The organism is Tatumella ptyseos ATCC 33301 (assembly GCF_000735525.1).
Lineage (GTDB): Bacteria > Pseudomonadota > Gammaproteobacteria > Enterobacterales > Enterobacteriaceae > Tatumella > Tatumella ptyseos.
Map to the genome: position 1 here is coordinate 92175 of NZ_JMPR01000038.1, position 25703 is coordinate 117877.

The following is a 25703-nucleotide window of genomic DNA, read 5'->3' on the forward strand; positions in this document are numbered from 1 at the left end:
GGATCCTTGTGAATAATGCATAGCGAGTAAAATTTGCACAATTATAACACACCATTCAGGCCTAAAAAATCCCCCTAATCAGTCCCTGAAATGCTGTGCAAGATGTTTCAGTTTCCCCGGAGCTACACCTAATAGTCTGCCTGCATCCCGGAGCAATACTCTTCCACTCAGGGCTTCATCCAGAACAGCTCTGCAGAAAGGCTGGCTGTTTCTGTCCTGTATCACAGCGTAAAATTCATCCGGCCCTGCCTCTGAAGCCCTGTAATCTTTTAACAAGGACAAATAATAACGCCGGTAGTCCTCATACATCACCAGTTGCAGGTCATATGCTCTCCGGACGACCACATAACGACTGACATGAAAACACCTGGCCAGAGCAGCCACGTTTTCCTCTGTTGTGTGCTCCGGCTTCCATAATGCTCTCATGTCAGCACCCGGCATAAGAAAATCTCCTGCCACCTGATTACAGAACTTCTCAGTATTATGCTCATCGTGAACACCGACAGAAGAGATACCGCTCATACCAATCCATAAGTGAGTCAGTTCATGTATCAGCGTAAAGAGCCTGGCAGATGGTGCATCAGCCAGGTTGATAAAAATGACAGGGGCCAGGGGATCACTGATCGCAAAACCCCTGAACTCTTTAACGCTGAGAGGCCTGTGAGTATTGCTATCGACGATGCCGCTGCGCATAACAAGAATACCGGCATTTTCTGCGGAGTGAATAATTCTGCGCTGATACTCTTCCCACGTCATAGCGCCCGGATCAACTCCGTCAGGAAAAAGAAAAGCTTTTATGACCTCAGCCACCTTCTCCGGCGGAGAGTCCATACTGACAGAGCCAATAAACGTTAATACAGGCGCGTCCTGCTCTTTCAGATACTCTTTGTACCACTCCTGCCGGAGCACTACAGCAACAATGGTATCCCTGAGATTAACGCTGATTTTTCCCTGTATACCTCTGTCAGATACCGTTCTCAGATCCGGTAATGGCACAGATTCATCCGGCGGATAAGGTAAGAACAGATAGCCAAAGGGTATATACAATTGGTCCGCTAATTTCTGTGCCTGCATGAACGTCGGCTTATCCTGGCCCGTGAGCCAGCGCTGTATTTTTTCAGGGGCAGCACCGGTGATCCCGGACAGTTCCTCAACAGACACCTCTGCCCGTTCCTGTGCCCGGGAAAGCATTTTGGGGTTGATATAAGCTAAATCTGCCATAAGGGTGCATCCGGTACTCAACAGAGTATTTATTGAGCTAATACTATAAGAAACCAGCGGCGTCTCCACGGACCTCAGTCACCTTCCGGGAAATTTAATTGCTGCTATGGGTTCCCCCATTTACGGATTGTATTTCTCTGACAGAGGCAAGCTGGTGGTTCGCTTTTTCTATCGCAGCCAGTAGCGGTGCTATCCATAACACCGCCTGACAATATGTCAGCCTGCCGGAGGAAGCGGCACCAGTACCGGAGCGGTCAGTGCGGCTGGCAGAGGCTGGCAGGGCTGCGGTACGTAAACGGTACGTGGTGCGGAGCAGCCCGTCAGCAATATCAGCAGGGATAGCATAGTCACAGCTTTTTTCGCGCCTGAGGATAGTTCTGTATTCAATGACGTTCTCCTGTGAGCGGGCGTCTGTGCCGGCTGCTGCCGTGACTGAATCTGCAGCCACCTTATTGTACAGCGATACTATCTCTGCCTGACGCGCGATAACCTTACCCTGCAAAACGGCTTGCGCCTCTGCATTGTCTGCCCGTTTTACGGCCGTTCTGTAGCATGCGCTCATCACTGCAGTTCCCAGCAGTGAGGCCACCAGTACCGACAGCATTATCGCCATCAGCTTAATATTCATCCGGCTTCCCCGTTCACCGTTATGTGACTCAAAGCCCGCTGATAGCGTTCAGTCCTTTCCTTCAGCCCCTTCCTGCCCCCGTTAATCAGCAGTGTCACGCTGAGTATGTCGCCCGGGCATTGCAGACAACCCCGGCAGGCATAAAACCAGGCTGCAGAACGGGCAGCTTCGGTGTCTCTTTCAAGCAACTCAGGCATAGAAACCAGATCCAGATTCAGCGCTGTACCACAGGCCGTGTAATTATCGCGGCCGGTGATTTGTATCAGCCCGCGACCGCGGTATTTCCAGCCATCGTCTTTATACCGGTTACCCATTCTGTTCTGATACACCAGTGCAGCAATCGCTGCCTGCTGCGCCGGCTTTCCCCGTTTCCGGCCCAGCATTTGTGCCTGATACGTGGTTATCCGTCTTCCGAAGGTTGTCAGTAATGCCTCAGGGGTATAGTTAAAGCTCTCCAGAAGCTGCCGGAATCCTCCTGACTCGTGCCCTGTCTGGGCGATAAACATTGCCTGGTCCCGGGGTGTCTGTATCCCGAATTCTTCCATTGCAGCCATGACCGGCCGAAACCAGCGCACAGCGAGTCCGGCGCTGATACCAGCCGCCATCCGAAATTGTTCCTGTTCCATGGTCAGAGCCTCAAAGGAGAGAGTAACCGTGCAATATTTCCTCTGGCACGGCATACCGCTATACAGATAACAGAATTAACCAGTACCACCGGCCAGTGTGTTCCGGTGTAGTGTCCTGACAGATAACCGATAGGGATGCTGCCGTAGATCATCACCACAGCCCAGGCTATCAGTGAGATAAAAGGCCGGTACCGGTGCCCCTGCTTTTTCCAGAACATCAGAACGATGACTATCACCATACTCAGCAGCGCATTGCACAGTGCAGGCCAGTTATGAATCTGCATTGCCTCCCCCTCCACGCATCCGGGTCAGAATCTGAGCGATACTTCCGTTACTCAGTGATGTCAGAAAGCGGATAGCCACTGCCGCCACTATGACAGCCCCGAGTGCATCCAGCGGGTGATCCCGGTAACCGGTCCATTGCTGAAGCTTTGAACCCACCAGCCCGGAACCCATTATTCCCGCAGCCCAGGACACCAGAAAATAAGCCACCTGCTTCAGATGCCCGAGACCAGGTGAAGACGCGACATAAAACGTTGCACCGGCGAACGCACCAAACAGTACGCCGTAATCAGCACCGGTAAGCAGACCATACAAACTGACTCCGGTCAGTGCCGCAGTTGCAGCTCCGGTACCGGATATGGGTTCGGACATGATGTCCCCTCAATAGCTGTGAATCCTCTCAGAATGAGGGGAAATGTGTGTGGTTTTGTTGGAGTGTGGGGATTAAAACGATGATAAGCGGTGTGGCGAAGTAACCACTCTTATCACGTTAGACTATTTTTTGCGGACCGAGATAATGTTTTTTTTCAGTAAAACAGGTATTTTTAAAGAAAATTAAACCAGAGTGAGTTAAGGGTGGCTAAAACTACTTCTTTCCAAATCTTCTATGATGCAGAAGATAATGAATTAGCACAGCATAAAATTGATGCAAAAACTCTCAGCATTTCAATCGGTTCTATGGCTGATTTGATTTCAGCTGCTGATAAGCGGCTTAATGACGGTCAACAAACTGTTAAGTTGATGGTGACCAACCCTGCTGAAGCTGGCTCACTGGGTGTTTCCTATACAATGATGGAACTCGTCCCACATGCCATCAACGTTGCAAAAGTAATTGGATTAACTGGCTTGGCGGGCGCAGCCATTGGCGCACCAGCACTATCACTGATTCGACAGCTAGGAAGTAAGAGGGTCATTTCAATCACTAAAAAAGTAGGTACAGACCAATCTGTTCTAGAACTCGAGGGTGAAGAAATTGTTTGCCATGATTCTGTTGCAAAATTAGTAACAGATCCTGAGATTAGAGATGCTCTTGTTAACGTAGTTCGAGCCCCGCTAGATGGAAAAGCCGGTGCAGTTTTCAAAGTCATCAATGAAGAAGGTGAAGAAGTCGTCCGTCTCGAAGGAGAAGAAACAGAGGAAGTGAAGTCTTTACCTAGAGGCACGTTGCTTGAGAAACGAGAATCAATCGAAGAGGTAAATGTTAGATTCATTCAAATTAACTTCGAAGGGACAAAGGGGTGGAGAATTGACTACCTCGGTGAAGAGCATGCTGTTTCGTTTGAAGACCAGCTTTTCATACATCAAGTTCAAACAGGTATTGTGAGTTTCACAAAAGAAGATTTGTTCGTTGTGGACCTCAAAACAACAAAAACTTTCACTGCGCGTAACACGACAACCAAGTATGCTATAACCAAAGTTAAGCGGAAACGTCCTGCTGAGGCCTGATAACGTGACATCGAATTTGCTGATAGCACAACTGATCTTCTGGATAGGAGTGATTATGATCATTCCTACCTTTAGTCGTTTCTGCTATTCAGCATCGGCTTTGCTTTGGCGTAAGCTGTTCCCAACCAGAATCTTTGAATTTCGTTATCATGACGAAAACACTGGCTCCACAAGAACGCTAACAGTGAAAGTGCCACGAAAAAAAGTGAAAATGCTTGCAAGCCTCATAGATGAAGCTATAGCGGAGAATTCAAAACAAAAATGAGTTCTCAAAACAAAGGATTAAGCACTGGTAAAGCTACTCTTTCCACAGGAGGTTGGGGGGCAATACTTAGCGTTTTAGTCGGCGCAGTTTTGACCGATCCAAATAGCGTTTGGAGGACTGTTGCTTATGCCTTGGTCCCGGGTGTAGCAGCGGTCCTCACTTATGTTATGAATTGGTTTATTTCAAGGCATGGACTTGAGTCCCCAGAGGATGCAGCCAAGAGATCGAAATGTAAACGAGACCTAGCCGAGATAGAGAAGCAGTTAAACTCGGGGCATTTGACCCCGGAAATTGAAGAAAAATTGATGCAAGCAAAAGCCAGAACTATTGAATTATTGGTCTCTATTGGCAGCGATTCTATACTTGCTGCGTCATCTGAGCAAATATCTAAAACTGTCGATCCACAAAGTTAACCGACAGTAGCGGGCCTACTACTCAAATATCTATTTCAAGTTTTATATCAAGTGCAGACAGGCAGCCATCAATGAAACCTTCAGCCATCTGAAGTTCAACCCGAATGCACTTTTCATCACGCTTTAGTATCCTGGCTATCTTCCTTTTTGGCATGCCATAAATGTAATGCGCCACCAATAGCCGGTATTCTTCAGGTCTTCGAACTGCAAGCCTTGCCATGCAGCCATCAATAATGAGCCCGTCACTATCACTGCAACTGAGTCGGGAAGCCCGGGTCTGGGGCAGAAGTCCTTTAAAACCCGCCGCGATATGAGAATAATCAACACCACTGCTGTCTGATGCTGCCCATCCGCCGAATTTTTCCATTATTAGCTGAATATCACGCATTATCTCTGTCTCCACACATTATTTTTTAGCGGTCCCGATAACACCTACTGCAAAGGCGTAATCAAGGGTTCTTAAAAGCAGCAGAAGCTGACTGCCGTATTTGCTTTCAAACGCTGCCGGGTCCCTGTGTAATTCATCATGGTGAGCACGGCAAAGCGGTATAACAAATATATCATGAGCCTTAGTACCGGTTCCCCCCTGCCCGTGGCCGATAATATGATGCGGATCGTCTGCAGGTGTACCGCAGCAGGCACAGGGCTGAGACTTCACCCAGCGCGTATATTTCTCATTAGCCCATCGATGGCGCTTTGGTTTCCGCATAAATGATTCAGGGGATTCCGGATCAATGCGTAGGCACAGAACCTGCTTAGCTTCCTCTGCCGTTCTTTCCATGACTGCCGCGGCACTGTCGTCATAGCCGATAATGTCACTTTCTTTCATCGTGCCACGGAGTTCCTGCCCCTTAGGCATTCTGAATAGCCGGCGCCCGGGGACTTCCGGTATCAAGTCAGTGACTCCTTTAGTCAGTGCCCACCAGCACAGTTCCGGCATGGAAAGGAGATGGCCAGCCGGTAATGACAAGTCAGACACTACTTTGCGAATAACAAATTCAGCGGTGTTTTGCCTGGCTACAGCATGCATCTGCTCTGGTATATTTATCTCACGGAAATAGTTGTCATGGGTGTAGCAAAGACAGACATAACCATGACCGACTTTTAGCGTAGTGTGTTGGTGGTGGTGATATTCATCAGCGTTGAACTGGCAGCAATCGAGATCAGCAACATAGGATTGGAGCTGACTCATCCCGCCAGCAACCTCAATCACCCGCGGGTGGTGCCAGAAGAGATGCAGATCCGGGTCATCCAGCAATGGCTGTTCTGAATCATGTAACCGGCCGGACGGTACAGACTTCAGGTATTCCGGTTCCATCGAGACAACAATACGTCCCCGAAACATCCCTAGCAGGTCATTACCGGGCCGTAAAATAACGGTCCCGGTACGTGGCGCCACGTCAGGCGTCAATAACGCTCTCATTTGTTCGCCATCGCCTTGCGGAAAGCTTTTTTCAGCTTTTTATTTCCGAGCAGATGGATATATCGACGGCAAAGTGCCTCTGATGCAAAAATATCATCCCCATCTACGGAAACAGCTTCAGGGTGTTCCTTCAGATAGTCCTGTGTTTCCTTCAGCGCGAGAAACTGATCCGGAGTTAAATCCGTCCTTGCTGTTTTAGACCGAACCCTGTGTACGCTGCTGCATCCGAATAAGTGACTTTTGGATTGAACTCCCATTCAGATCCCTCCCGCCAAATATTTATCGTGCGTATGCTCACCATCCCAGTCCCTTTTCATAGGGAGTGCACCTTTGAGGTATTTCCGGTATAGCCATACGGCACCAGCCCTGAGTAGAACTGGCTGATAGGTTGTGAAGCTGGCTGAGGCATTGGGGGTGACCTGCACTGATTTCTCTGTCAGATACTTATCTCTGGCTACTGACTTCACACGCCACTGAGCATGTCGGCCCTGAGGGTTATCGTCATACAGCCAGTTAGCTGACTGGAGATAAGTGCTGATTTTTGATGTGTTCACACCATTAAGGCGCTTACAGAACTGGACCGGAGACAGACCTTCAGCAAAGAGTTCCTCCAGGTGTTCGATGTATTCAGCCTGTTGGTGAGTCAGTTGCTCAGCCTGCTGTTTTGCTTCCATAGCGTCAGCCCAGGCCCTGGCCAGTTGAATCGGATCATCAATGTTGGGCAGCATAACGCCGTACACTTCCCGCAGATTGAAGTAACTGTCTTCTAATTTCTCGAAGAAATCCCAGGCCTGGTTAGTATCAACAATCTTGGACATGCGGGCAGCGCCCTTCTCTGTCCACAGAGTCAGTGACCTGGCATTACTTCCAACAGAGTTACTATTAGCTACTCTGTTCTTGAACACCTTTAACTCTGATCCTGTTATTAGAAAATAATGGATACCTTCTTCAAACCGGTCGATATTGCGAGAGAGATTTGTCCTGATGTTTCCTTCATCAGTACCATAGCCAAGAGCAAGGGTTTCCGTTGTGACAACGCGCATGCCCTGGTAGGACAAGACTGGAAGGTTTGCTGATACGCCAGACAGCGCAACAGAATTCAAACGGTTCGCGGGCGTGATAGCCCCATTCGTAGGTAAGGACATAGTTTTCTCCACACTGATTTTATATCGGTCCCGCCCCATCATCTGCAAATGAACGGGATCAACCTTTGCTGCGAGTACTGCAATACACCAGCCAGATAAGCTTACTACAAGTGATGATTAAATATCCAGGTACTACTTCAGCTTTGTGCCGAAAGCGGACGTTTAAGCGTTCAACCTTCGTATATATATTTATGCTTATATGACGAAAGTTATCAGTTTTCCGAGCTGATTTTTTCAGGTAATAATCACCTGTAGGGTAACCCATTACTGCAATAAAGCTTATTGTTACACTTAGTAACGTATTATTGGCCCGCAATTATAAGGCCGCCGTCAGGCAGTTTCCTCACACCTCTTTAAGGGCATTCGGTAAATCGCACCATTGCTATACAACCACACCACAAGCACTACATGTTGTGCTTTTTAATAGAGAAGATTACACATATAGTGAGCACTTGGGCAGGAGAATATAAGTGCAGAACGCCTGGGTTTCCCTGCTGTGTTTTAATTATGTCAACAACCATGCTACATTTGATTTTTTAAACGGAGATGAACATTATGGATCAAAAAAGTCTTAATAATCTCTTTAAAGAATACCAATCCAAACATAATAAACATTTAACTCCTGAACTAGATATGACATCATTGGTACTGAAGTCTCATCTTTTTTTAGAAGAAATATTGTATGAAATTGTCTTGCTTCATTGCAAGACTCCTAAAGTTTTAGAGGGTGTTCAATTCTCTTTTCATCATAAATTGAAATTAGCTGAAGCACTTTACGGAGTTCATCTGTATAAGCTAAAAATCCCAGGGGGTGTCTGGCCTGTACTTGATGCGCTAAATAAACTTAGGAATGATTTAGCTCATAAAATAGATAGTCCAAAGCTTAAAGATAAAATTGTTAATTTTTTAACATCATCAGAAGAAAACCTGATGAAAGATAGAAAATTGCGTCCACTTAATGAAATATTATTCGAACCTAAGCTTTTAACGGAAAGAATGCGCTATGTCTTATGGTGTTTACTTGGATGGCTTGGTTGCATGCACGGTATAATATACTTAAATCCGCCCGAAGAGTTCCTGGCATCTATCTTTGCAGAAATTAATCTTAAAACCAGTGCAGAACGCGTAATTTTTCCTGATCTGTTTGAATGATGCCGCTAACCACGTCAAACGAGCTGCTATGCTGCTTTTTACGTCCTTCTTCGGGCATTCGGTAAAACGCTTAAACTACCGGCACATGTAATACGAGTGTATTACATGTGAGGTTGCCTAGATTGATTCTGGTTTACGCTCAATCTTTCGGATAAATCCTAAATGATGTATGTTGATTCCGTACTCAATCTTAACAGCAAGGGATGACGCATGAATGTAAATATAAAACAAATTTCGGGTAACTGGGATGAAGGATATGCAATGGATAAGCATATGAAAAAAAGCACATATTTAGGTGATAATGAGTATGGACGTCCACAGTTTCATAACGAGCGTACAGAAGTAGGTGAAGCTGTATACCAGCTCAAATATCAGGAAGACTGGAACCAAGTTGATCCACTGGCTGAATGCCTGTTGCAACATGCAGTACCGCTGTTTAAGGACATTCAGTTAATTATACCTATGGCTGCGACCAAACCCAGGACTATACAACCCGTTACGGCTGTAGCCACTGTTCTTGCTGAAAAAATGGGGGGAGGAATGGGATATTTCGACGGCATGATCCTTAAGCAGGCAGGCGGTACGTCCTTAAAAGATCTGCACACCAGAGCCGAAAAAGAAGCGGCAGTTGCTAATATGTTTTCCTATCAAGATCTTATACCGAGCAGCGGGAAGTATAACGCCCTCATAATCGACGATCTCTACCATACAGGCATTTCAATGGAAGCTGCGGTAGCAGCCCTTCGCGGTTATAATAAAATCAACAAAATCTATGTAGCGGCGCTGACCTGGAGATAACCATGACGACGACAGTTTTCGTTGCTGGCTCAATAACCATAAAGAAACTTGATCATCTTATCGTTGAGCGGTTGAAAAAGATTGTGGACCAGAAGTTTAACGTTATCGTTGGTGACGCAACAGGCGTTGATTCATCGGTTCAGCAAGAACTCCTTGATATGGGGTGCAGGGCAACTACTGTCTTCAGCAGTTCACCTAAACCACGCAATAACCTTGGTTCGTGGCCAGTGAACGTGGTTCAGACACATCACGCGCCCGGAACACGCGCATTCTTTACGGCAAAAGATATAAAGATGGCTGAGGCTGCGGATTATGGGCTTATGGTGTGGGACACTAAAAGCCCTGGAACATTAAGCAACGTCTTAGAACTTTTATCGCGTAAGAAAAGCTCCGTTGTTTTCATTAATAAGACAAAGGAATTTGTCATTATTAAAGAGCCGAAAGATGTTGATAATCTGATTAACTTTATGTCGGCTACGTCACTTCAGAAAGTTGAAGAAAAAATTAAACTTTCCGAAAAGCTGTCTCTTATTAAGAATCAGCAAATGGCTCTCATTTAATTTCCTTGCTGGAATAGATATGAACGATAAAGAAACTCGTATTCTGGAAGAACCCCAAACGTTATTAAATTTAGGCTCTGCTTACACAAAAGCCCGAGAGGAATATCTCAGCGAGCTGGCTAGGGACTGTGAACGTTCTGACGGTAGTGGTGTACAGGAAGCGAGGCGTGATGTACATCAGAATGAACTGCGGGAAGCCGAGCGTTCAGCAGAATCCGCTCCTAATGCACAGAAGCAACTCGTTACCAGACTGACGGAAGAGTATTTATCCCGCTAATGAAAAGCCGCCGCGAGGCGGTTTTTTTACGCCCTTCTGCTGCCATTCAGTATGACGTTAAGCCTAGTCCGCTTTTCGCTCTAAGCAGACTTCCATACTGATTCCATAGCATCAGCCCAAACTATGCCCAGTTGAATCGGATCATCAATATTGGGCAGCATAACGCCGTACACTTCCCGCAGGTTGAAGTAACTGTCTCCCAGTATCTCGAAGAAATCCCAGGCCTGGTTAGTATCAACAATCTTGGACATGCGGGCAGCGCCCTTCTCTGTCCATAAGGTCAGAGAACGTGTTTTGCTGGAAATTTGTGCGTCAGGATTACTGACTCGCAAATCAGCAAGCTCTTTTCCAGATACGGTATAAAGGTGTAAACCTTCAATAAAACGCTGACGGTTGGCGTCCAGATTGGTGCGGATGTTTGTAACTCTGGTGCCATAACCTTCTGCCAGGGTTTCGGTCGTAACGACACGGACACCCTGATAGGATAAGACTGGAAGGTTTACTGATGCGCCAGGCAAATAAGCTTACTACAGGTGCTGATTAAATATCCAGTTACTACTTACGTTTTGTGCCTGGAACATTAAATGGTGGTATGCAGGTTCTGAGGTAATAAAAAAATTATAATTTTGAACGAGGTAGTGATATTATTAACAACTTAAGTATATGTAACACACGTGAAGTCTATCCCAGTAGCACTGCATATTGATTAACAGAAAATTAACCCGGGAGGTAGTCTTGAGCGAATCCACTATAATCCTTGCTAAAGAATCAATTTCAGAAGGAATTGAGGCAAAAAAAATAAATGAAATAAGAACCCTTAGTGATGATGAACTTGAAACATATGATAAAAAAACAAATATACTTATGGAGTTTGTGAACGATTTTTCTTTAGTAGAATATGTAAAATTGAACTATGAGTCACTAATGGAACTTCTGAGTGAAACAATTATAAAAGCAGCAAAAGAGCCTTCCTTCATTGGTTCATATCCATTCAAAACCTTCCCATCCCTTTTTAACTCACGAATACTGAACTATCTGATGTCAGTGAAAACTTTACTCGAACATATGGAAACTAGTATTAACAGGCGGTACGGGGAGGAATCAACAGAACTTCTCGAATTTAAATCGCTGACGGCAAATGAATTTGACAGTAAATTTTCATATAGGTTCATGTATAAGCTCAGAAATTTTGTTCAGCACTGTGGAATGCCTCCACTTTCGCACACTATATCAAAATCACTTGATGAAGTCAGTAATACTGTAAGTGTAGAGTTAATTGTCTATTTTATAAGAGATAAATTAATTCAGGGATTCTCAAAGTGGGGGGCTCAGGTAAAGGCTGACTTAAAACAGATGGATGAATCCTTCCCAACAATCCCGATTATTAATGAACACATAAATTCCATTTTTAAAATTTATGTTATATTCAATGAAAAATATCACATAACTAAAGCTTTAGAAGCGAAAGAGTATATAATAGATTTCATTGGAGAGAGAGAAAATTACATTGATGATGAATATATTATAGCGAAAATAAAGAAAACCGAAACAGGCTTGAGTATAAACAAAAAAACCATTCCCACATCAGCACTTCAGAAGATATCCGATTTTTATATAATAAAAGAACATTTATTTTAGCAATGAAAATAACTCACAAAATAATATTTTTCAGATAAACCAGCGGATATCACTGGTTGAGTTAATATATTTCTCGGACTATGTGTAACTGTAACTGATGCCTGAGACTAAACATCGGCAGGTCACCAGCCCGTCTTATACATGGCGTGACCTACTCCCCGTTGATTAATATACCTCAATGCTAGTCATATTGTTGAGACTGCCAATGTCCGCACTTAAATCACAGCGGACCTTCAGTCCTTTTAACTAGTCCACTGAGTGCCAAATACGAAAGTGGATAATAACATTTGTTAGATCTAAAGGGTGCAGGTTCAAAGGTGCCGCACTAACGGGAACTTTGTGATAAGTAATGTTTCTTGGAGTTTTTTAGGGAGGCTCCCTCCCTTAAATCAATACTCATATTGAACATATACACCTTGTTTACGATCTGCGGTATGCACAACCGAGCTGCTGAGATCTCCCTGCACCTGGGGATGTGGATGGTGCTTTGTGCCAGATGCACAATGTAAAAATTGCGCAGGAGCAAGCAAACTAGCATTACCTAATTCCCACGAATGTTGAGAGCCATGGTGAGGAACCTGTACCAAGCCAATTCTTTTCCAGCGTCCTGTTCCCAGATGGTTTTGGATATCTGAAATCACTGATGAAGTAAGATGAATATCGCCAGTACAGAGTGTAGCCAGCCGATCGGTAGGCTCCTTCGTTTTCCGCATAATAGTATTCAAGCGTGTCCAGCCGAAAAGACGGCTTGAGAATCTATTTGCGTGCTCACTCACATGAAATTGACAGGATGTTTCTCTCATAGGTGCGGCATACATACATAGCGAAATATTATTCTTGGCTCTGCCAGAGTGTCCAAAATGTCTTTCATAGCATTCTTTTAGTGTTTTTCTCCAATCTGGAGGGATTTTCGATAAATGCTGGTGTAGGTTAATATTCATGATGGTGTTCTGAATATCTCTTTTGACATCGGATAATAGACTGCCTGAGTGTCTTGCATACAATTTTCCATTTCGCTGTATAATCAACCCTAGGGTGGCAAAGTCTTTTTCAGCATTATAAAAGACGAACTCAAAACCCATGTTTAAGGCTTGAATAGAGCGATCATGACGGAGTATTCTAACTCTTGGAACACCAGACATCGTAGAACCCAAAGAAAAGTAATTCTGACTGAAACGTCTGATATCATCCTCCTGCTGAAAATTGCTCGGTTCTGGTTCAGGCTCATCATCACCGTAAGGAACAGGCGAAGTACCCGCTCCACCCTCAATCAGTACAATCTCTTCAACACGATCATCAAAATTTTTAGATGTTAGCCATTTAACTGGATTGAGTTGCATTAGCGATGTTGAGGGTGAAGTGCCTTTTTTGCCCATAACCGAAATTTCTCGCACGGTCTGCGCCCATTCTGAATATGGGAGCACCAGCGTTTTAACACGACAGTTCCTCAGAATCTCTTCGACGCCGTTTACGTGATCATTATCGAAATGCGATAACACTAACATATTAATGGATTCTGGCCATCCGTACCGTGTTATTTCCCCTAATACACGGTTGAGTGTACTCATGCTTGTGGAGCCACAATCATAAACCCAATTGAAAGTCTCTGTTGCATTCCAGCCTGTGATACTACCTGATTTAAAAGTGCCATTTCCTACCGGATGAAATCTTTGAGTCACTATAAGCGATGTCATTTTTCTTCCTTAAACTGAACCACATTCAAATATATGTTAATTGACACTCATCACCCCAAGCATACATATAACTATATGCTATCCGGTGTATTCAGAAAACCAAACATCAACGATTCTTCTATCACAAAAGCTTCGGGTACTACAGACAACATCTGGCACAGATTAATCAAATCAGGGTTCACGTCTGCCAACAGGAAATCAGCGTGTTTTGTTGAATTCATGAAACGCCCACAAACGGCTCAATCAGCCGCTTGCCGGCAGGAATGTATTGTTCCAGGTCTGCAAGCTGTGAGAATTTACCACCAGCCCATTTCAGGAACGGTCGGCGCCGTACTGTTTCCCGGATTTCGATAGCATTCGTCATACCAGGTACCCCGCCACCAGTTCTGTTGCATTTATCCGGCCAGCAAGTGGACATTCAGATACGTAATACCGGCATTTGTTTTTGGTCAGGCACTCTTCACGGTGACGGGCGGCAATCGTCCGAAGGTGATCACTGTGTGTTGAATCAAAAGCTGCTAGCCATTCAGTGGCTGCACGATTCCAGAGTTGCTTTTTCTCCAGTCCTTCCGCCGCCATTGCATGAGCAACATATTTTGGGCTCGTGGCCGCTGGATCCTCAGCCGGAAAATAGTGCTGTTTGTCACGGTCAATGCGTCCGGTCTTGATCAGCGCCTTAATCGCCCGGTTGTACTGGATCTTTGAACCGCCCACCGCGGCGTAAATATCACAGGACTTCACCGGGTGTTTCTCTACAATCACAGCGATAATTCTGTTTTCAAGTTCCATCATGCCCCCCTGAAACCGGCAGGTATTTCGGTATCCGGTGTGTCGATTGTCGTAATGCCCCGCTCTCCGGGCCTGGCCCAGCGCCCGTTTAATTTCTGAGGGCGCCCGGCGGCATCCCATTTGCCTGCACGCTGCAGGTAGCCCGGGAAGTTTTTCGGTATGAACAACGTGGCCGGCCGGAGATATTGTTCCTGCTCCGTTCCCCGCCAGTCTTCGGTTTTGTAATCGACAACCAGTTGCAGTTCTTCGGGAGTATATTTCTCCCGCAGGCGGGCCCGGATATTTTCCAGTGATGAATTCGAGGCTGTGAAACGTGAGCCAGTGGTCAGGTTGAGGTGTTTTAAAACCTGTTTCGCCTGGTCAGTGATGACCACTTCAGGGTCGGGTTGCGGCGTAACCTGACAAAGGGGTTTTGATTTTACTGATGGATCTGGTGTTGAAGTTACTGACGGATCCCCCCCGGATTCTGACGGGTCAAAAATATCGTTTTTGCCGGATTCTGACGCGTCGGATTTTGATGCGTCAGATTCTGACTCGTCATATTTTGATGCGTCAGATTCTGACGGGTCAGATGCTGGCAGGTGAGATAAAGCAGCCTTCCGAAGCTTAGCGATATTCAGGCGATAGATATTTGGTGCATTCCGGTTACCCGCCCGGCGTTGCTGACGGGTGAGCCAGCCGCCCTCCTCCAGCTTACTGATGGCAGTACGGACCGTTGAGGGACCTGCACCCAGCTGCCGGGCAATCGTCCCGATACTTGGCCAGCAGACTCCCTCGTCATTGCTGAAATCAGCAAGGCGGGCCATGATTGCTACACTGGTCAGTTTCATACCCGCTGCAGCACAACCGTCCCAGACGTACGAACTTAATTTCACACTCATTGTTCTACCTTCCTGAATTTCTTTGGCCAGTCACGCCGCGGACAGACACAGTCAAACTCATACCCCGGGCGCCGGTATATAACCCGCTGATGAACGATATCGATACCCACGGTTTCAACTGTGACATCCCGCCAATCCATGTACTTCTCAACCCACGGTTTAATGATTTCGTCTTCCACATGCGGCCCTCCGGTTATTCTGGCTGGCCACAACACCCACAGCCCACTCCGCAAAGCTGTGGTTCACCGGCACCCATTGGCCATGTACCATCACCACATAACAGTAAATAACCGGAGTCTTTCCACCTGTGACCGGTAGTACCCTGAGTTGCGGTAGTCTTCGTTCTGCTGTTAGAATGTTCATGCGATTATTTCTCCACACAAGTTTTGGTCGCACCCGAACGCCCTGAGCTGCAACTTGGGGCGTTCACCTTTTCTGCCTCGCAATAAATCCTGTAAACCAGAGTTGTGTGCTCCTGTAATTTGCTGATGACCAGATAAAGTTCATCGTCTATAGCTTCCCTTTCGTGACGCTCAATGACTCCATCTTCAATCGCTTCCCTGACCTGTTTGGAGTAAGCCGCTATCTGCTCCAGGGCTTCCAGCAGGCGCTGGTTAATGTCTGCATTGTCGATTTCACCGAGGTCCGGCGGCATTGGTACAAAGACACCACCTGAAGCTCTAGCGACAGCATGTGCAACATGGTTAGTTCCACCCGCTTTCTGCAATACATCTGCCCAACCCATCGGGAAAACCTGATCACCAATGTGACGAAGTCTGTTAAACAGTGCGTTTTCAGTAACTCCGATCCAGTCGGAGGCTTCTGCATAACCACCAGGTAAATCAGTGATACTTTTCTTCACAGACTGGATGTACCAGTCCGGCTGCTTTTCTACTTTCCAGTTCCTCTGATCCACGGTGAATGCCTCTTAGCTGTGGTTTAACTACTTAGCCCTTTTGCATACTCTTAATCCAAATACAGATCCGGACGGAGGCGAGCCCGGGGAACACCGGTAACCTTTTCCACTAACAAAACATGTTTTGACGGGGTTTTCTGTTCCCGATTCAGCCAGTTCCATATCTGTTGCTGCTTTACGTTTGAAGATGAAGCCTGAGAAATTTTCCGGGCAAGTTCTGACTGACCGCCCGCAATTTCAATGGCTTCCTTTAAAGCATCGGTCTCGGTCTTCATACATTCTCTCGATAAGGTGATTTTTCAGTTGTGAGCATACAACATCAACAACCAATATAACAACTTTTAGGTGTTGGATAGTTAAAACATAAAGTTGTAATGTGCGCATAAATAGAGGAGATGGTTGTGGGCACATTAGGCGAGCGTTTGCGCGAATCCAGAGAAAAGAAAAAATTAAGTCAGCAGGAACTGGCTGATAAGGTTGGTGTTTCTCAGCAGGCGATAGGTAAGATCGAAAGCGGAGTCACCCAAAATCCCAGGAATCTAAAAGTCATCGCTGCCGCGCTTGATGTGGCCGAACATTGGCTTCAGTTTGGAGAAGTCGATACTAATGATCAGAAAACTGAATACGTGAACAAGGAATGTGAGGAGACATCCAGGGATTCGAAAATATTCACAGAGATACCAATATTGGATATTGAATTATCTGATAGTGACGGATATTCGGCCGAGGTAATAGAAAGCGAGGGATCGACCTTTCCTTTCCGTAAAGATGACTTTCTTAGAAACAATAGTGTCACGCCGTCGAACGCCAGAATTGTCAAAATAAACGGTAGCAGCCTTTACCCTGTTTTGAAAAATGGTGATATGGTTGCCGTTGACCTTAGTAACACATATCCCGTGAGAGACGATGATTTGTACGCAATTCGAGACGGTGTATTGTTACGGGTTAAAATACTGATTAACCGCCCGGATGGTGGGCTATTACTTCGCAGTTTTAATAAAGAGGAATACCCGGACGAAATTCTGACTTTAGCAGAAAAAGAGCAAAGGATAACTGTGATTGGCCGGGTATTCTGGTCGTCAAGAAGCTGGTAAAAAACGGATAAGATCATCTTCAGTGATGATCTTGATACCCGTCAGGAGCTCATCCCGATAGCTGATAGCCTTTTCAATTTTCCTGCCATGTGCTGAGAACCTCCAGGCTTTCGAAGATAGAGTGCCAACAACAAGATAATTGATTTTCTTAGTAATTGAATCTTTAATATCGCCACCAGCATCGACTATTCTTTTTGATATTACGGATCTATTTCCGCACAGAAAAGTGCCTGTAAGGCAAAAAGTTGAACCTGAGAAATCTATGCTGTCTATTTCATCGCATGGCAAACGAGTAGATAACCCCTCAACTACACCATCATCAAGATTTGCCCCGGAAAATGCACAAATTGCATTATAAAGCCGCCTGCTTTCTTCTTCCGTTACCACCTTATCAGCTAGTATTTCTTTAACTAACTTGTATAGGTCCTTCCCCGGATAGTTGTTCTTCAACGTACTGTTTTGTCTCAGCCACCAATTGAGATACCTGATTTCCTCCTCTGAAAGTGAACGGTCTGCTGCAATACCCTTACAAAGCCCCGTTAACAAATTTATATCCGATTCAGCACTATAAAAATCGATATTTGGCACATCCAGTAATTCTCGCGGAATATCAGAAAGGAAAGTCTTTATGTCCTCCTTCTCCTGAACGGTGAGTTTGCCCTCTGAAAGGATGTTATTCACCCGAAAAAGAAGAGACCTAACCACATGATTTTATGATATTTCTTCCGCTTCCCTCAACCATGTAGCGAGATAAACAATTTCAATATCATTCACCTTACCATCTGACAAAATACCATCGATAATACTCACTAAGTTGTTGAAAAGCTTATCTCTAATCATCGAATAATTATAAATTTCCGTCCCTGAAATCATACAACCTCCATTTAGTTTTCCTATATCGATACTCCTTTTTTCTATTTCATTCAAACCACATAAAGTTGTTGGCAGTCCACATGACAACAACTAAATTACACCTTAAAGTTGTTATGATATTTCTAACACACAGCTAAGCCGACGGTGATAGGTAACACCGGTGATGCAACTCAGCATCCAGAGTCGTATGGTGATGCCCGACCGGGGCGCCGCAGCGGAACACATAAAAACGGAGAATGATATCGATACAGGAAAACGTTAAAGGCCGAAGCCACTGCGTCAATGTGGCACACAACGAAGAGGGTGTTACGCCGGATATATGGCCAGCACCTGTGTAACCTCCCCTGGCGGCATGGTTGTCAGGTCGCAAAGGCAGCGTTACGGGCAACGCGGCGTAAGGTGGTCAAATGTAATGCCCTCTTCGTTGTGTAAACACCCGACGGTGATAAGGCTCCTTAACTGATTGCTGGTTCAACTCCAGCGCACAGCCCTCTCCAGTGTGGAGAACCACCGGCTGTGGATTGTTGCAGTAGTCCACCAGCCACTCTAAAGCTACTGAATTTAGCACCCGACTGGTGAGGGATTTTTGCAACCAAAAATCAACGATTGCAGTCGTTTAGTGGAGAAATAAATTATGTCCTGGATTTATACAAACAGCGGTGAGCACTTCAATTTCATCAGCCCACGGCCTGAGCAAATCTGTATCGACGATATCGCTTGCGGGCTGTCCAATATCTGCAGGTTCACCGGCCAGCTGAATGAGTTTTACAGTGTGGCCCAGCACTCAGTTCTGGCCAGCCATATCGTGCCACCGGAATTTGCCTTTGAAGCACTAATGCATGATGCCCAGGAAGCCTATCTCGGTGATGTGTCTTCTCCGCTTAAAGGCTTGCTGCCTGATTACCGACGGATTGAACGTATTGTTGAAATGGTGATCCGGATGAATTATGGACTGCCGGCAGTAATGAGTTCAGTGGTTAAACATGCAGACCTTACCTTACTGGCTACAGAACGCCGCGATTTCGACCTGGATGATGGTACGCCGTGGCCCATTTTGGAGGGTATCGAACCTCTCGCCAGTGTGATCAGTCCCCTGACACCCCGCCAGGCCATGATCCAGTTTCTTAACCGGTTCTATGAGCTCTATTCGCAGTATGTTTCAGACCTGCTGGTTATGCGTATTTCACTGGATAACGTAAACCACCAGCTTACCGATGCAGGTATTAATGCCATTAGTGCCCAAACAAAACAGGAAGCTGATTAATGTACTCAATGACCTGGGAAGACGCTAAGAAGGCCATGAGTGAGGGGAAAGCCGTAAAGCATGAATACTTTAGTCCGGATGAATTTTTCAGGATGCAAGGCAATCAGATGGTTGATGAATCAGGTCAGCCTGTGGCTCGCTGGTATTCAGGTGAATTATGGCAGAAGACAGGATGGTCAATTCTTGATGATAAAATGGACAAGCTCTTTGGTCTTAACCTTGTGGCTGAGGGGAATAGTTCGTTACGGAAGGAGTTTAAGGGAGGATAATCATGATACAGATGCTGACACTGGAAGAATGGGCTACGGAGAAATACAAAAGCAACCCTCCGAGCCTGTCAACTCTGAGACGTTACGCTAAACAACAGCTCTTTTTGCCACCGGCAAGTAAACAAGGCCGGTTCTGGCGCGTTCGTGAAGATGCTGAACTTGTCGGGGAATTAAGCATGCCCGAAGTGCGGAGGAATGATTCTCCCCTGTTACTGAGGATTCTTACCGATGGCTGCCAGACCCCGTAAAAATAATGTCAGCATCCCCAACCTTTACCCCCTTTATAGCCGTAAGGTGAACAAGGTCTACTGGCGATATAAACATCCGGTGACGGGTAAGTTCCACCCCCTCGGCAGCAATGAAGATGAAGCAAAAGCGATAGCTATCGAAGCGAATATTCGCCTGGCAGAGCAACGCAGCCGGCAGATCATGGCGCTCACGGACCGCATATCTTCAGTAAAGGGCCACGGTATCAGTGTGAACGGATGGATCACCCGCTATCGGCAAATCCAGGAAGATCGGCTGAACAGCGGTGATATAAAACCGAATACCTATAAACAGAAAACTAAACCCGTCGCCCTGCTTACAGAAAAGTGCGGACAGCAGGGGATTGCTGATGTCTCTGTAAGGGATATTGCGCAGATCCTTGATCAATACCAGTCACAGGGGCAGCACAGGATGGCCCAGGTCATAAGATCCGTTCTGATTGATGTTTTCAAAGAAGCACAACATGCCGGAGAAGTTCCGCCGGGACATAACCCTGCCCTCGCCACCAGACAGCCCAGAATAAAAGTTACCCGCCAGAGACTCAGCCTTGAGGAGTGGCATAAGATTTTTGCCATTGCTGATAGACAGCATAAATACATGGGTAACGCCATGCTATTGGCAGTGGTCACGGGCCAGAGGCTGGGCGATATTTCCGGAATGAAATTCAGTGATGTCTGGGATGGACACCTGCACGTTGTTCAGCAGAAAACGGGGACCAGGCTGGCTATCCCTGTCAGCTTACAATGCGATGCATTAGGGGTGACTCTGGATGATGTTATCAGGCGCTGCAGAGATTACGCCGTCAGTCCTTTCCTGGTTCATTACTTCCGTACGACCTCACAATCAGAACGGGGAGCACAGGTCACACCGAATACCCTTACCACAAATTTCAGTAAGGCCAGGGATAAAGCCAATATTGACTGGGGCGCAGGAACGCCGGCTACCTTTCATGAACAGCGATCATTGTCAGAACGTCTGTATAAAGCTCAGGGGATAGATACTAAAAATCTGCTGGGTCATAAATCACAACAACAGACGGATAAATATCACGACGACCGGGGAAAAGACTGGATCACGATAGCGATTTAGGACCGGGTTTTGATAACTCGTTTTGATAATATTTTGATAACCCTTAGCACGCTAATAAAAAACGGGCTCTTTTCAGAACCCGTGCTTATGTATCTGCGGTGTGGCCGGATTACATATGGCTGATGATCGCATCACCAAACTCTGAGGATTTCAGCAGCTTAGCGCCGTCCATCAGACGTTCGAAATCGTAGGTGACGGTTTTGGCCGCGATGGCTCCTTCCATACCTTTAATGATTAAATCGGCTGCTTCGGTCCAGCCCATGTGACGCAGCATCATTTCTGCGGAAAGGATCACTGAGCCAGGGTTAACTTTATCCTGGCCGGCATATTTTGGTGCGGTTCCGTGGGTGGCTTCAAACAGTGCACATTCATCACCGATGTTCGCTCCCGGAGCAATACCAATCCCGCCCACCTGTGCTGCCAGCGCATCTGAAATGTAGTCGCCGTTCAGGTTCATACAGGCAATCACATCATATTCTGCCGGACGCAGCAGGATCTGTTGCAGGAAGGCATCGGCGATAACGTCTTTGACAATAATGTCTTTGCCGGTGTTCGGGTTTTTAAAGGTCATCCACGGGCCGCCATCCAGCAATTCACCGCCGAATTCTTCTTTCACTAACTGGTAGCCCCAGTCTTTGAAAGCACCTTCGGTGAATTTCATAATGTTGCCTTTGTGAACCAGCGTCAGGGAGTCGCGGTTATTAGCAATGGTGTATTCCACCGCTGCACGCACCAGTCGCTTGGTACCTTCTTCAGAACACGGTTTGACCCCGATACCACACTGCTCAGGGAAACGGATCTTCTTCACACCCATTTCTTCACGCAGGAAGTTGATCACTTTATCTGCTTCTGCGCTGCCGGCTTTCCATTCGATACCGGCATAGATATCTTCAGAGTTCTCACGGAAGATGACCATATCAGTATCTTCAGGACGTTTTACCGGGCTTGGGGTCCCGCGGTAGTAGCGGACAGGACGCAGACAGATGTACAAATCGAGTTGCTGACGCAGTGCCACGTTCAGAGAACGGATACCGCCGCCTACAGGAGTGGTCAATGGGCCTTTAATGGCAACGCGGTATTCTTTGATCAGGTCCAGGGTTTCCTGTGGCAACCAGACATCCGGGCCATACAGCTCAACGGATTTTTCACCGGTGTAGATTTCCAGCCATGAAATCTTACGTTTGCCCTGGTAGGCTTTCTCTACCGCGGCATCAACGACTTTTAACATTACCGGAGAAACATCAACACCAATTCCGTCCCCTTCGATGTAAGGGATCACCGGGTTTTCAGGAACAACCAGTTTACCCTGCTGCAGGGTGATTTTCTGACCTTCCGCCGGAATGACAACTTTGCTTTCCATCAACCTCTCCTTCGAGCGATTTTATGTTAATGATTTGTAATGCGCCGGGAAATATTACTGCAATTCTCCGGCAATAGCATGCAAAAAAACCGAACCTGTCGGACGCTTTCCTGTGTCACGCATACCAAGAGTATTACCCCAAAAAGTGGTCGCTGATAAGTCTTTTATTCACATCGCGTCGGATTCACCCGCCCGATGTGTGATGTCTGCCGCGGAAATACGGCTCAGAGTAAGTGCTCGAAAAACCAGCAGTTATTCTCCCTGCGCCCGTCTCCTGTGCTTTCTGCTGGTGTCTGCCCTTGCAGTTCAGGCTATACTGCCGCGACGCCCCTAAAGAAGTAAGATTATGCAAAATAAATCCCGACCCGCGCGACGCCCACGGCGTCCTGCTGCCGTGACCAAAGAGTCTGCCCCCCGCAGAGTGATACTGTTTAACAAGCCGTTTGATGTCCTGCCGCAATTTACCGATGAAGGTGGCCGTCAGACATTAAAAGCGTTTATCCCCGTGGCCGGGGTTTATGCTGCCGGCCGTCTGGATCGGGACAGCGAAGGGCTGTTACTGCTGACCAACGATGGCAAACTGCAAGCCCGGATGACACAACCGGGAAAACGCACCGCAAAAATTTATTACGTTCAAGTGGAAGGTGAACCTGACGAAGCGGCTCTGCAGCGTCTTCGGGACGGTGTGGTGTTAAAAGATGGCCTGACGTTACCGGCCGGCGTCGAAAAAGTCCCTGAACCGGCGTGGCTCTGGCCCCGTCAGCCACCGATCCGTGAACGTAAATCTATCCCGACCCAATGGCTGAAAATTGTTCTTCATGAAGGACGTAACCGGCAGGTGCGTCGGATGACTGCCTTTATCGGCTTTCCGACCTTGCGATTGATCCGCTATGCCATCGGCAGTTATACCCTCGATAATCTCGGGAACGGTGACTGGCGTGAAGTATCCCCCGCGGTGTAAGCTGACCATTCTGCCCGGTACCGGTTGCCGGGGTCGGTCACTTTAAACCGGAGGTCATTATGTTCAGTCCGCATATCACCGTTGCCTGCCTTGTCCATGCCGAAGGTCAGTTACTGGTCGTTGAGGAAGACGTTAACGGCAAGCCAACGCTTAACCAGCCCGCCGGGCACCTGGAAGCGGATGAAACTCTGTTACAGGCAGCCTGCCGGGAACTGTATGAAGAAACCGGTCTGAAGGCAGAACCGCACTATTTTCTCGGGGTTCATCAATGGATCGCCCCGGATAAGACGCCTTTTATCCGCTTTCTTTTCGGCCTCGACCTCCCCTTTTGTGCGGAAACCGCCCCGCAGGACAGCGATATCACCCGCTGTCACTGGCTGTCGCCCGGGGACATCCTGCAGGCAAAGAACCTGCGTTCGGTGCTGGTTGCAGAGAGTGTCCGTCTCTGGCAGCAGGGCGAACGTTATCCGCTCAGCCTTGTCTGCGCGTTCAATTGGCCTTCCTCCGGGGATGCGTAACCGCAGGCATCATGGTAGAATGTGCCGCCAGTTTTTCTTAAATGCGTCTTGTGTGAGTAGGTCATGTCTGACAATAGTCAAAAAAAAGTAATCGTCGGGATGTCCGGCGGCGTTGATTCCTCTGTTTCTGCCTGGTTACTGCTGCAGCAAGGCTACCAGGTTGAAGGCCTGTTCATGAAGAACTGGGAAGAAGATGACGGAGAAGAGTACTGTACCGCAGCCGACGATCTGGCTGACGCACAAGCGGTTTGCGATAAACTGGGGATCCGGCTGCATAAGATTAATTTTGCCGCTGAATACTGGGACAATGTGTTTGAACATTTCCTGGAAGAATACAAAGCAGGCCGTACCCCTAACCCTGATATTCTCTGCAACAAAGAGATCAAATTCAAAGCATTCCTGGAGTTTGCCGCCGAAGATTTGGGTGCCGATCTGATAGCCACCGGGCATTATGTCCGCCGCCAGGATAAAGACGGTAAAAGCCAGTTACTGCGTGGCCTGGACAGCAATAAAGACCAGAGCTATTTCCTGTATACCCTGAGCCACCAGCAGGTTGCACAAAGCCTGTTCCCGGTCGGTGAGCTGGAAAAACCGGAAGTCCGCCGCATCGCGGAAGAACTGGACCTGGTCACGGCGCGTAAAAAAGATTCCACCGGCATCTGCTTTATCGGTGAGCGCAAGTTCCGCGACTTCCTGGCCCGCTATCTTCCGGCACAGCCCGGGGTGATAGAAAGCACCGACGGACAGGTATTAGGCGAACACCAGGGGCTGATGTATCACACCCTGGGGCAGCGTAAAGGACTGGGGATCGGTGGCCTGAAAGACAGTAATGATAATCCATGGTATGTGGTGGATAAAGATGTGGCCGGTAACCGTCTTATCGTTGCTCAGGGCGCTGAACATCCGCGACTGATGTCTGTGGGCCTGATTGCTCAGCAACTGGACTGGGTCGACCGTCAGCCGGTGACCGAACCACTGCGGTGTACCGTTAAGACCCGCTACCGTCAGACCGATATTCCGTGCACCGTCACTCCGCTGTCCGATGACAGAATAGACGTTCGTTTCGATGCGCCTGTTGCCGCAGTTACCCCGGGTCAGTCCGCAGTCTTTTATCTGGGCGATGTTTGTCTGGGTGGAGGCGTCATCGAGCAACGCCTGCCGCTGCCGATAGCACAATAGCCCCCGGAGGCGCAGTGGCGAAAAATATTTATGATATTACCCTGGCACTGGCCGGGGTTTGTCAGGCAGCACATCTGGCACAGCAACTGGCCCATCAGGGCCATTGCCCGCAGGATGTTTTTGAGGTTTCCCTCCGCAGTCTGCTGGATCTCAACCCTGCCGATACACTGACCGTGTATGGTAATGATGAGTCGAACCTGCGTTTCGGGCTGGAGTCCTTAATCGCCGTGCTTCATAATCCTTCCCGTCAGGGTGCTGGCGCAGAAATTACCCGTTATACCCTTAGCCTGCTGATGCTGGAGCGTAAGCTGCATAAAAACAGCAAAGCCATGGCAGAACTGAGCGAGCGTATTGCGAAGCTCGACCGGCAATTACAGTTTTATGAGCTGGAGTCAGAGACGATCACCGCTGCCATTGCAGGGATTTATGTGGATGTGATAAGCCCTGTCGGACCGCGGATCCAGGTCACAGGCTCGTCGGCTATCCTGCAGAACTCTCTGGTACAAAGTAAAATTCGCGCAGCCCTGCTGACCGGTATCCGTGCCGCCGTGCTCTGGCAGCAAGTCGGGGGCGGACGCCTGCACCTGATGTTCAGCCGGTCACGGATCGTAGACGAAGCTAAACTCATTTTATCCCGTTTGTCGCCCGGCGTTTAACGGCGACAGCCTTACTGCT

The 25703-nt window shown here is 47.3% G+C and carries 36 protein-coding genes and 1 pseudogene; 17 read left to right on the top strand and 20 right to left on the bottom strand.

All coding sequences use genetic code 11. The features are described 5' to 3' along the window. Nucleotides 1–78: 78 nt before the first annotated feature. From GTPT_RS12285 to GTPT_RS12305, 5 genes are all read right to left on the bottom strand, one after another. A complete protein-coding gene (locus GTPT_RS12285) occupies nt 79–1221 on the bottom strand; it encodes an XRE family transcriptional regulator (protein ID WP_029989262.1) in 1143 nt (380 codons plus the stop codon). Between the two features lie 94 nt (nt 1222–1315). Beyond that, nucleotides 1316–1849, bottom strand: a complete 534-nt coding sequence (locus GTPT_RS12290; RefSeq protein ID WP_038011497.1) for a hypothetical protein — start codon at nt 1847–1849, stop codon at nt 1316–1318. Beyond that, nucleotides 1846–2475, bottom strand: a complete 630-nt coding sequence (locus GTPT_RS12295) for a glycoside hydrolase family 19 protein (RefSeq protein WP_029989266.1) — start codon at nt 2473–2475, stop codon at nt 1846–1848. The genes GTPT_RS12290 and GTPT_RS12295 overlap by 4 nt, the downstream gene beginning before the upstream one ends. Before the next feature lie 2 nt (nt 2476–2477). Continuing rightward, on the bottom strand, nt 2478–2759 hold the full coding sequence (locus tag GTPT_RS12300; protein ID WP_029989268.1) for a phage holin family protein: 282 nt from the start codon (nt 2757–2759) through the stop codon (nt 2478–2480). Beyond that, nucleotides 2746–3129, bottom strand: a complete 384-nt coding sequence (locus GTPT_RS12305; protein WP_029989270.1) for a phage holin family protein — start codon at nt 3127–3129, stop codon at nt 2746–2748. The genes GTPT_RS12300 and GTPT_RS12305 overlap by 14 nt, the downstream gene beginning before the upstream one ends. Nucleotides 3130–3333: 204 nt before the next feature. Between GTPT_RS12305 and GTPT_RS12310 the strand changes: the two genes are divergently transcribed. The 3 genes from GTPT_RS12310 to GTPT_RS12315 are packed head-to-tail and all read left to right on the top strand — an operon-like array spanning nt 3334 to nt 4881. Continuing rightward, nucleotides 3334–4203 (top strand): LAPAL motif-containing putative phage structural protein, encoded by an 870-nt coding sequence (locus tag GTPT_RS12310; RefSeq protein ID WP_029989272.1) that lies wholly within the window; start codon nt 3334–3336, stop codon nt 4201–4203. A 55-nt stretch (nt 4204–4258) separates the two neighbouring features. Next, nucleotides 4259–4468 (top strand): hypothetical protein, encoded by a 210-nt coding sequence (locus GTPT_RS17580; RefSeq protein WP_145959574.1) that lies wholly within the window; start codon nt 4259–4261, stop codon nt 4466–4468. After that, on the top strand, nt 4465–4881 hold the full coding sequence (locus tag GTPT_RS12315) for a hypothetical protein (protein ID WP_029989274.1): 417 nt from the start codon (nt 4465–4467) through the stop codon (nt 4879–4881). Before GTPT_RS17580 ends, GTPT_RS12315 begins: the two co-directional genes overlap by 4 nt. 22 nt (nt 4882–4903) lie before the next feature. Here GTPT_RS12315 and GTPT_RS12320 read toward each other — a convergent pair whose 3' ends face one another. Genes GTPT_RS12320 through GTPT_RS12335 form a run of 4 tightly spaced genes read right to left on the bottom strand, consistent with a single transcriptional unit; the run spans nt 4904 to nt 7449 of the window. Beyond that, a complete protein-coding gene (locus tag GTPT_RS12320) occupies nt 4904–5269 on the bottom strand; it encodes an antiterminator Q family protein (RefSeq protein ID WP_029989276.1) in 366 nt (121 codons plus the stop codon). An 18-nt stretch (nt 5270–5287) separates the two neighbouring features. Continuing rightward, the gene (locus GTPT_RS12325; protein ID WP_029989277.1) at nt 5288–6304 is read right to left on the bottom strand and encodes a DUF968 domain-containing protein; all 1017 of its coding nucleotides are present in this window, start codon (nt 6302–6304) and stop codon (nt 5288–5290) included. Then, nucleotides 6301–6561: a hypothetical protein gene (locus GTPT_RS12330; protein WP_029989278.1), complete on the bottom strand. Its 261-nt coding sequence runs from the start codon at nt 6559–6561 to the stop codon at nt 6301–6303. Before GTPT_RS12330 ends, GTPT_RS12325 begins: the two co-directional genes overlap by 4 nt. Beyond that, nucleotides 6562–7449, bottom strand: coding sequence for an ORF6N domain-containing protein (locus GTPT_RS12335; protein ID WP_081671418.1), 888 nt, complete (start codon nt 7447–7449; stop codon nt 6562–6564). It abuts the gene before it with no gap. Nucleotides 7450–8004: 555 nt separating this feature from the next. On the opposite strand from GTPT_RS12335, the gene GTPT_RS12340 reads away from it, so the two are divergent. The 4 genes from GTPT_RS12340 to GTPT_RS12355 all read left to right on the top strand — a co-directional run bounded on the left by GTPT_RS12340 (nt 8005) and on the right by GTPT_RS12355 (nt 10236). Then, the gene (locus GTPT_RS12340; protein ID WP_051170671.1) at nt 8005–8601 is read left to right on the top strand and encodes a hypothetical protein; all 597 of its coding nucleotides are present in this window, start codon (nt 8005–8007) and stop codon (nt 8599–8601) included. A gap of 210 nt (nt 8602–8811) precedes the next feature. Continuing rightward, complete coding sequence (locus GTPT_RS12345; protein WP_029989283.1) at nt 8812–9399, top strand: phosphoribosyltransferase; 588 nt, start codon at nt 8812–8814, stop codon at nt 9397–9399. A 2-nt stretch (nt 9400–9401) separates the two neighbouring features. Then, entirely contained in the window at nt 9402–9959 is a 558-nt protein-coding gene (locus GTPT_RS12350) for a hypothetical protein (RefSeq protein ID WP_029989285.1), read from the top strand. A 19-nt stretch (nt 9960–9978) separates the two neighbouring features. After that, complete coding sequence (locus GTPT_RS12355) at nt 9979–10236, top strand: hypothetical protein (RefSeq protein WP_029989287.1); 258 nt, start codon at nt 9979–9981, stop codon at nt 10234–10236. Between the two features lie 80 nt (nt 10237–10316). Here GTPT_RS12355 and GTPT_RS12360 read toward each other — a convergent pair whose 3' ends face one another. Further along, on the bottom strand, nt 10317–10754 hold the full coding sequence (locus GTPT_RS12360) for an ORF6N domain-containing protein (protein WP_051170672.1): 438 nt from the start codon (nt 10752–10754) through the stop codon (nt 10317–10319). Nucleotides 10755–10971: 217 nt separating this feature from the next. Between GTPT_RS12360 and GTPT_RS12365 the strand changes: the two genes are divergently transcribed. Beyond that, on the top strand, nt 10972–11874 hold the full coding sequence (locus tag GTPT_RS12365) for a hypothetical protein (RefSeq protein ID WP_029989290.1): 903 nt from the start codon (nt 10972–10974) through the stop codon (nt 11872–11874). Between the two features lie 389 nt (nt 11875–12263). Here the strand turns inward: GTPT_RS12365 and GTPT_RS12370 are convergent, their stop codons facing one another. From GTPT_RS12370 to GTPT_RS12395, 7 genes and pseudogenes are all read right to left on the bottom strand, one after another. After that, nucleotides 12264–13568 carry an MBL fold metallo-hydrolase gene (locus GTPT_RS12370; RefSeq protein WP_029989292.1) on the bottom strand — a complete coding sequence of 435 codons (1305 nt, stop codon included), beginning with the start codon at nt 13566–13568 and terminating at the stop codon, nt 12264–12266. 77 nt (nt 13569–13645) lie between these two features. Next, nucleotides 13646–13932: pseudogene (locus GTPT_RS17865) on the bottom strand (DNA adenine methylase); the annotation flags it as partial. Further along, nucleotides 13929–14360: a PerC family transcriptional regulator gene (locus GTPT_RS12375; protein WP_081671412.1), complete on the bottom strand. Its 432-nt coding sequence runs from the start codon at nt 14358–14360 to the stop codon at nt 13929–13931. The pseudogene GTPT_RS17865 and the gene GTPT_RS12375, both read right to left, overlap by 4 nt. Continuing rightward, nucleotides 14357–15238 carry a conserved phage C-terminal domain-containing protein gene (locus GTPT_RS12380; RefSeq protein WP_029989295.1) on the bottom strand — a complete coding sequence of 294 codons (882 nt, stop codon included), beginning with the start codon at nt 15236–15238 and terminating at the stop codon, nt 14357–14359. The genes GTPT_RS12375 and GTPT_RS12380 overlap by 4 nt, the downstream gene beginning before the upstream one ends. Continuing rightward, entirely contained in the window at nt 15235–15378 is a 144-nt protein-coding gene (locus GTPT_RS12385) for a DUF4222 domain-containing protein (protein ID WP_081671419.1), read from the bottom strand. Before GTPT_RS12385 ends, GTPT_RS12380 begins: the two co-directional genes overlap by 4 nt. Before the next feature lie 227 nt (nt 15379–15605). Further along, nucleotides 15606–16154: a YmfL family putative regulatory protein gene (locus tag GTPT_RS12390; protein WP_038011502.1), complete on the bottom strand. Its 549-nt coding sequence runs from the start codon at nt 16152–16154 to the stop codon at nt 15606–15608. A gap of 50 nt (nt 16155–16204) precedes the next feature. Beyond that, nucleotides 16205–16429, bottom strand: coding sequence for a transcriptional regulator (locus GTPT_RS12395; RefSeq protein ID WP_029989300.1), 225 nt, complete (start codon nt 16427–16429; stop codon nt 16205–16207). Between the two features lie 126 nt (nt 16430–16555). On the opposite strand from GTPT_RS12395, the gene GTPT_RS12400 reads away from it, so the two are divergent. Next, a complete protein-coding gene (locus tag GTPT_RS12400; RefSeq protein ID WP_029989302.1) occupies nt 16556–17248 on the top strand; it encodes an XRE family transcriptional regulator in 693 nt (230 codons plus the stop codon). On the opposite strand, the gene GTPT_RS12405 is transcribed toward GTPT_RS12400, so the two are convergent. Next, on the bottom strand, nt 17234–17953 hold the full coding sequence (locus GTPT_RS12405) for a BRCT domain-containing protein (RefSeq protein WP_338418907.1): 720 nt from the start codon (nt 17951–17953) through the stop codon (nt 17234–17236). The two genes, GTPT_RS12400 and GTPT_RS12405, sit on opposite strands and share 15 nt — an antisense overlap. Nucleotides 17954–17959: 6 nt before the next feature. Then, a complete protein-coding gene (locus GTPT_RS17990; RefSeq protein ID WP_338418906.1) occupies nt 17960–18208 on the bottom strand; it encodes a hypothetical protein in 249 nt (82 codons plus the stop codon). Between the two features lie 547 nt (nt 18209–18755). On the opposite strand from GTPT_RS17990, the gene GTPT_RS12410 reads away from it, so the two are divergent. From GTPT_RS12410 to GTPT_RS12425, 4 genes are read left to right on the top strand one after another with little or no spacing between them, the layout of a single operon-like run. Then, nucleotides 18756–19385 (top strand): hypothetical protein, encoded by a 630-nt coding sequence (locus GTPT_RS12410; protein WP_071780079.1) that lies wholly within the window; start codon nt 18756–18758, stop codon nt 19383–19385. Next, on the top strand, nt 19385–19654 hold the full coding sequence (locus GTPT_RS12415; RefSeq protein ID WP_051170674.1) for a hypothetical protein: 270 nt from the start codon (nt 19385–19387) through the stop codon (nt 19652–19654). Before GTPT_RS12410 ends, GTPT_RS12415 begins: the two co-directional genes overlap by 1 nt. A 2-nt stretch (nt 19655–19656) precedes the next feature. Next, nucleotides 19657–19902 (top strand): excisionase, encoded by a 246-nt coding sequence (locus GTPT_RS12420; RefSeq protein ID WP_029989306.1) that lies wholly within the window; start codon nt 19657–19659, stop codon nt 19900–19902. Continuing rightward, nucleotides 19883–21010 carry a phage integrase Arm DNA-binding domain-containing protein gene (locus GTPT_RS12425; protein WP_029989308.1) on the top strand — a complete coding sequence of 376 codons (1128 nt, stop codon included), beginning with the start codon at nt 19883–19885 and terminating at the stop codon, nt 21008–21010. Before GTPT_RS12420 ends, GTPT_RS12425 begins: the two co-directional genes overlap by 20 nt. 109 nt (nt 21011–21119) lie before the next feature. Here GTPT_RS12425 and icd read toward each other — a convergent pair whose 3' ends face one another. Continuing rightward, nucleotides 21120–22370, bottom strand: a complete 1251-nt coding sequence (gene icd, locus GTPT_RS12430; RefSeq protein ID WP_029989310.1) for an NADP-dependent isocitrate dehydrogenase — start codon at nt 22368–22370, stop codon at nt 21120–21122. Between the two features lie 346 nt (nt 22371–22716). On the opposite strand from icd, the gene rluE reads away from it, so the two are divergent. The 4 genes from rluE to hflD all read left to right on the top strand — a co-directional run bounded on the left by rluE (nt 22717) and on the right by hflD (nt 25684). After that, on the top strand, nt 22717–23331 hold the full coding sequence (gene rluE, locus GTPT_RS12435; RefSeq protein WP_029989312.1) for a 23S rRNA pseudouridine(2457) synthase RluE: 615 nt from the start codon (nt 22717–22719) through the stop codon (nt 23329–23331). A gap of 59 nt (nt 23332–23390) precedes the next feature. Then, nucleotides 23391–23849, top strand: coding sequence for an NUDIX domain-containing protein (locus GTPT_RS12440; protein WP_025901803.1), 459 nt, complete (start codon nt 23391–23393; stop codon nt 23847–23849). 63 nt (nt 23850–23912) lie between these two features. Continuing rightward, nucleotides 23913–25028 carry a tRNA 2-thiouridine(34) synthase MnmA gene (gene mnmA / locus GTPT_RS12445; protein WP_025901802.1) on the top strand — a complete coding sequence of 372 codons (1116 nt, stop codon included), beginning with the start codon at nt 23913–23915 and terminating at the stop codon, nt 25026–25028. 14 nt (nt 25029–25042) lie between these two features. After that, a complete protein-coding gene (gene hflD, locus GTPT_RS12450; protein ID WP_025901801.1) occupies nt 25043–25684 on the top strand; it encodes a high frequency lysogenization protein HflD in 642 nt (213 codons plus the stop codon). Nucleotides 25685–25703: the final 19 nt, after the last annotated feature.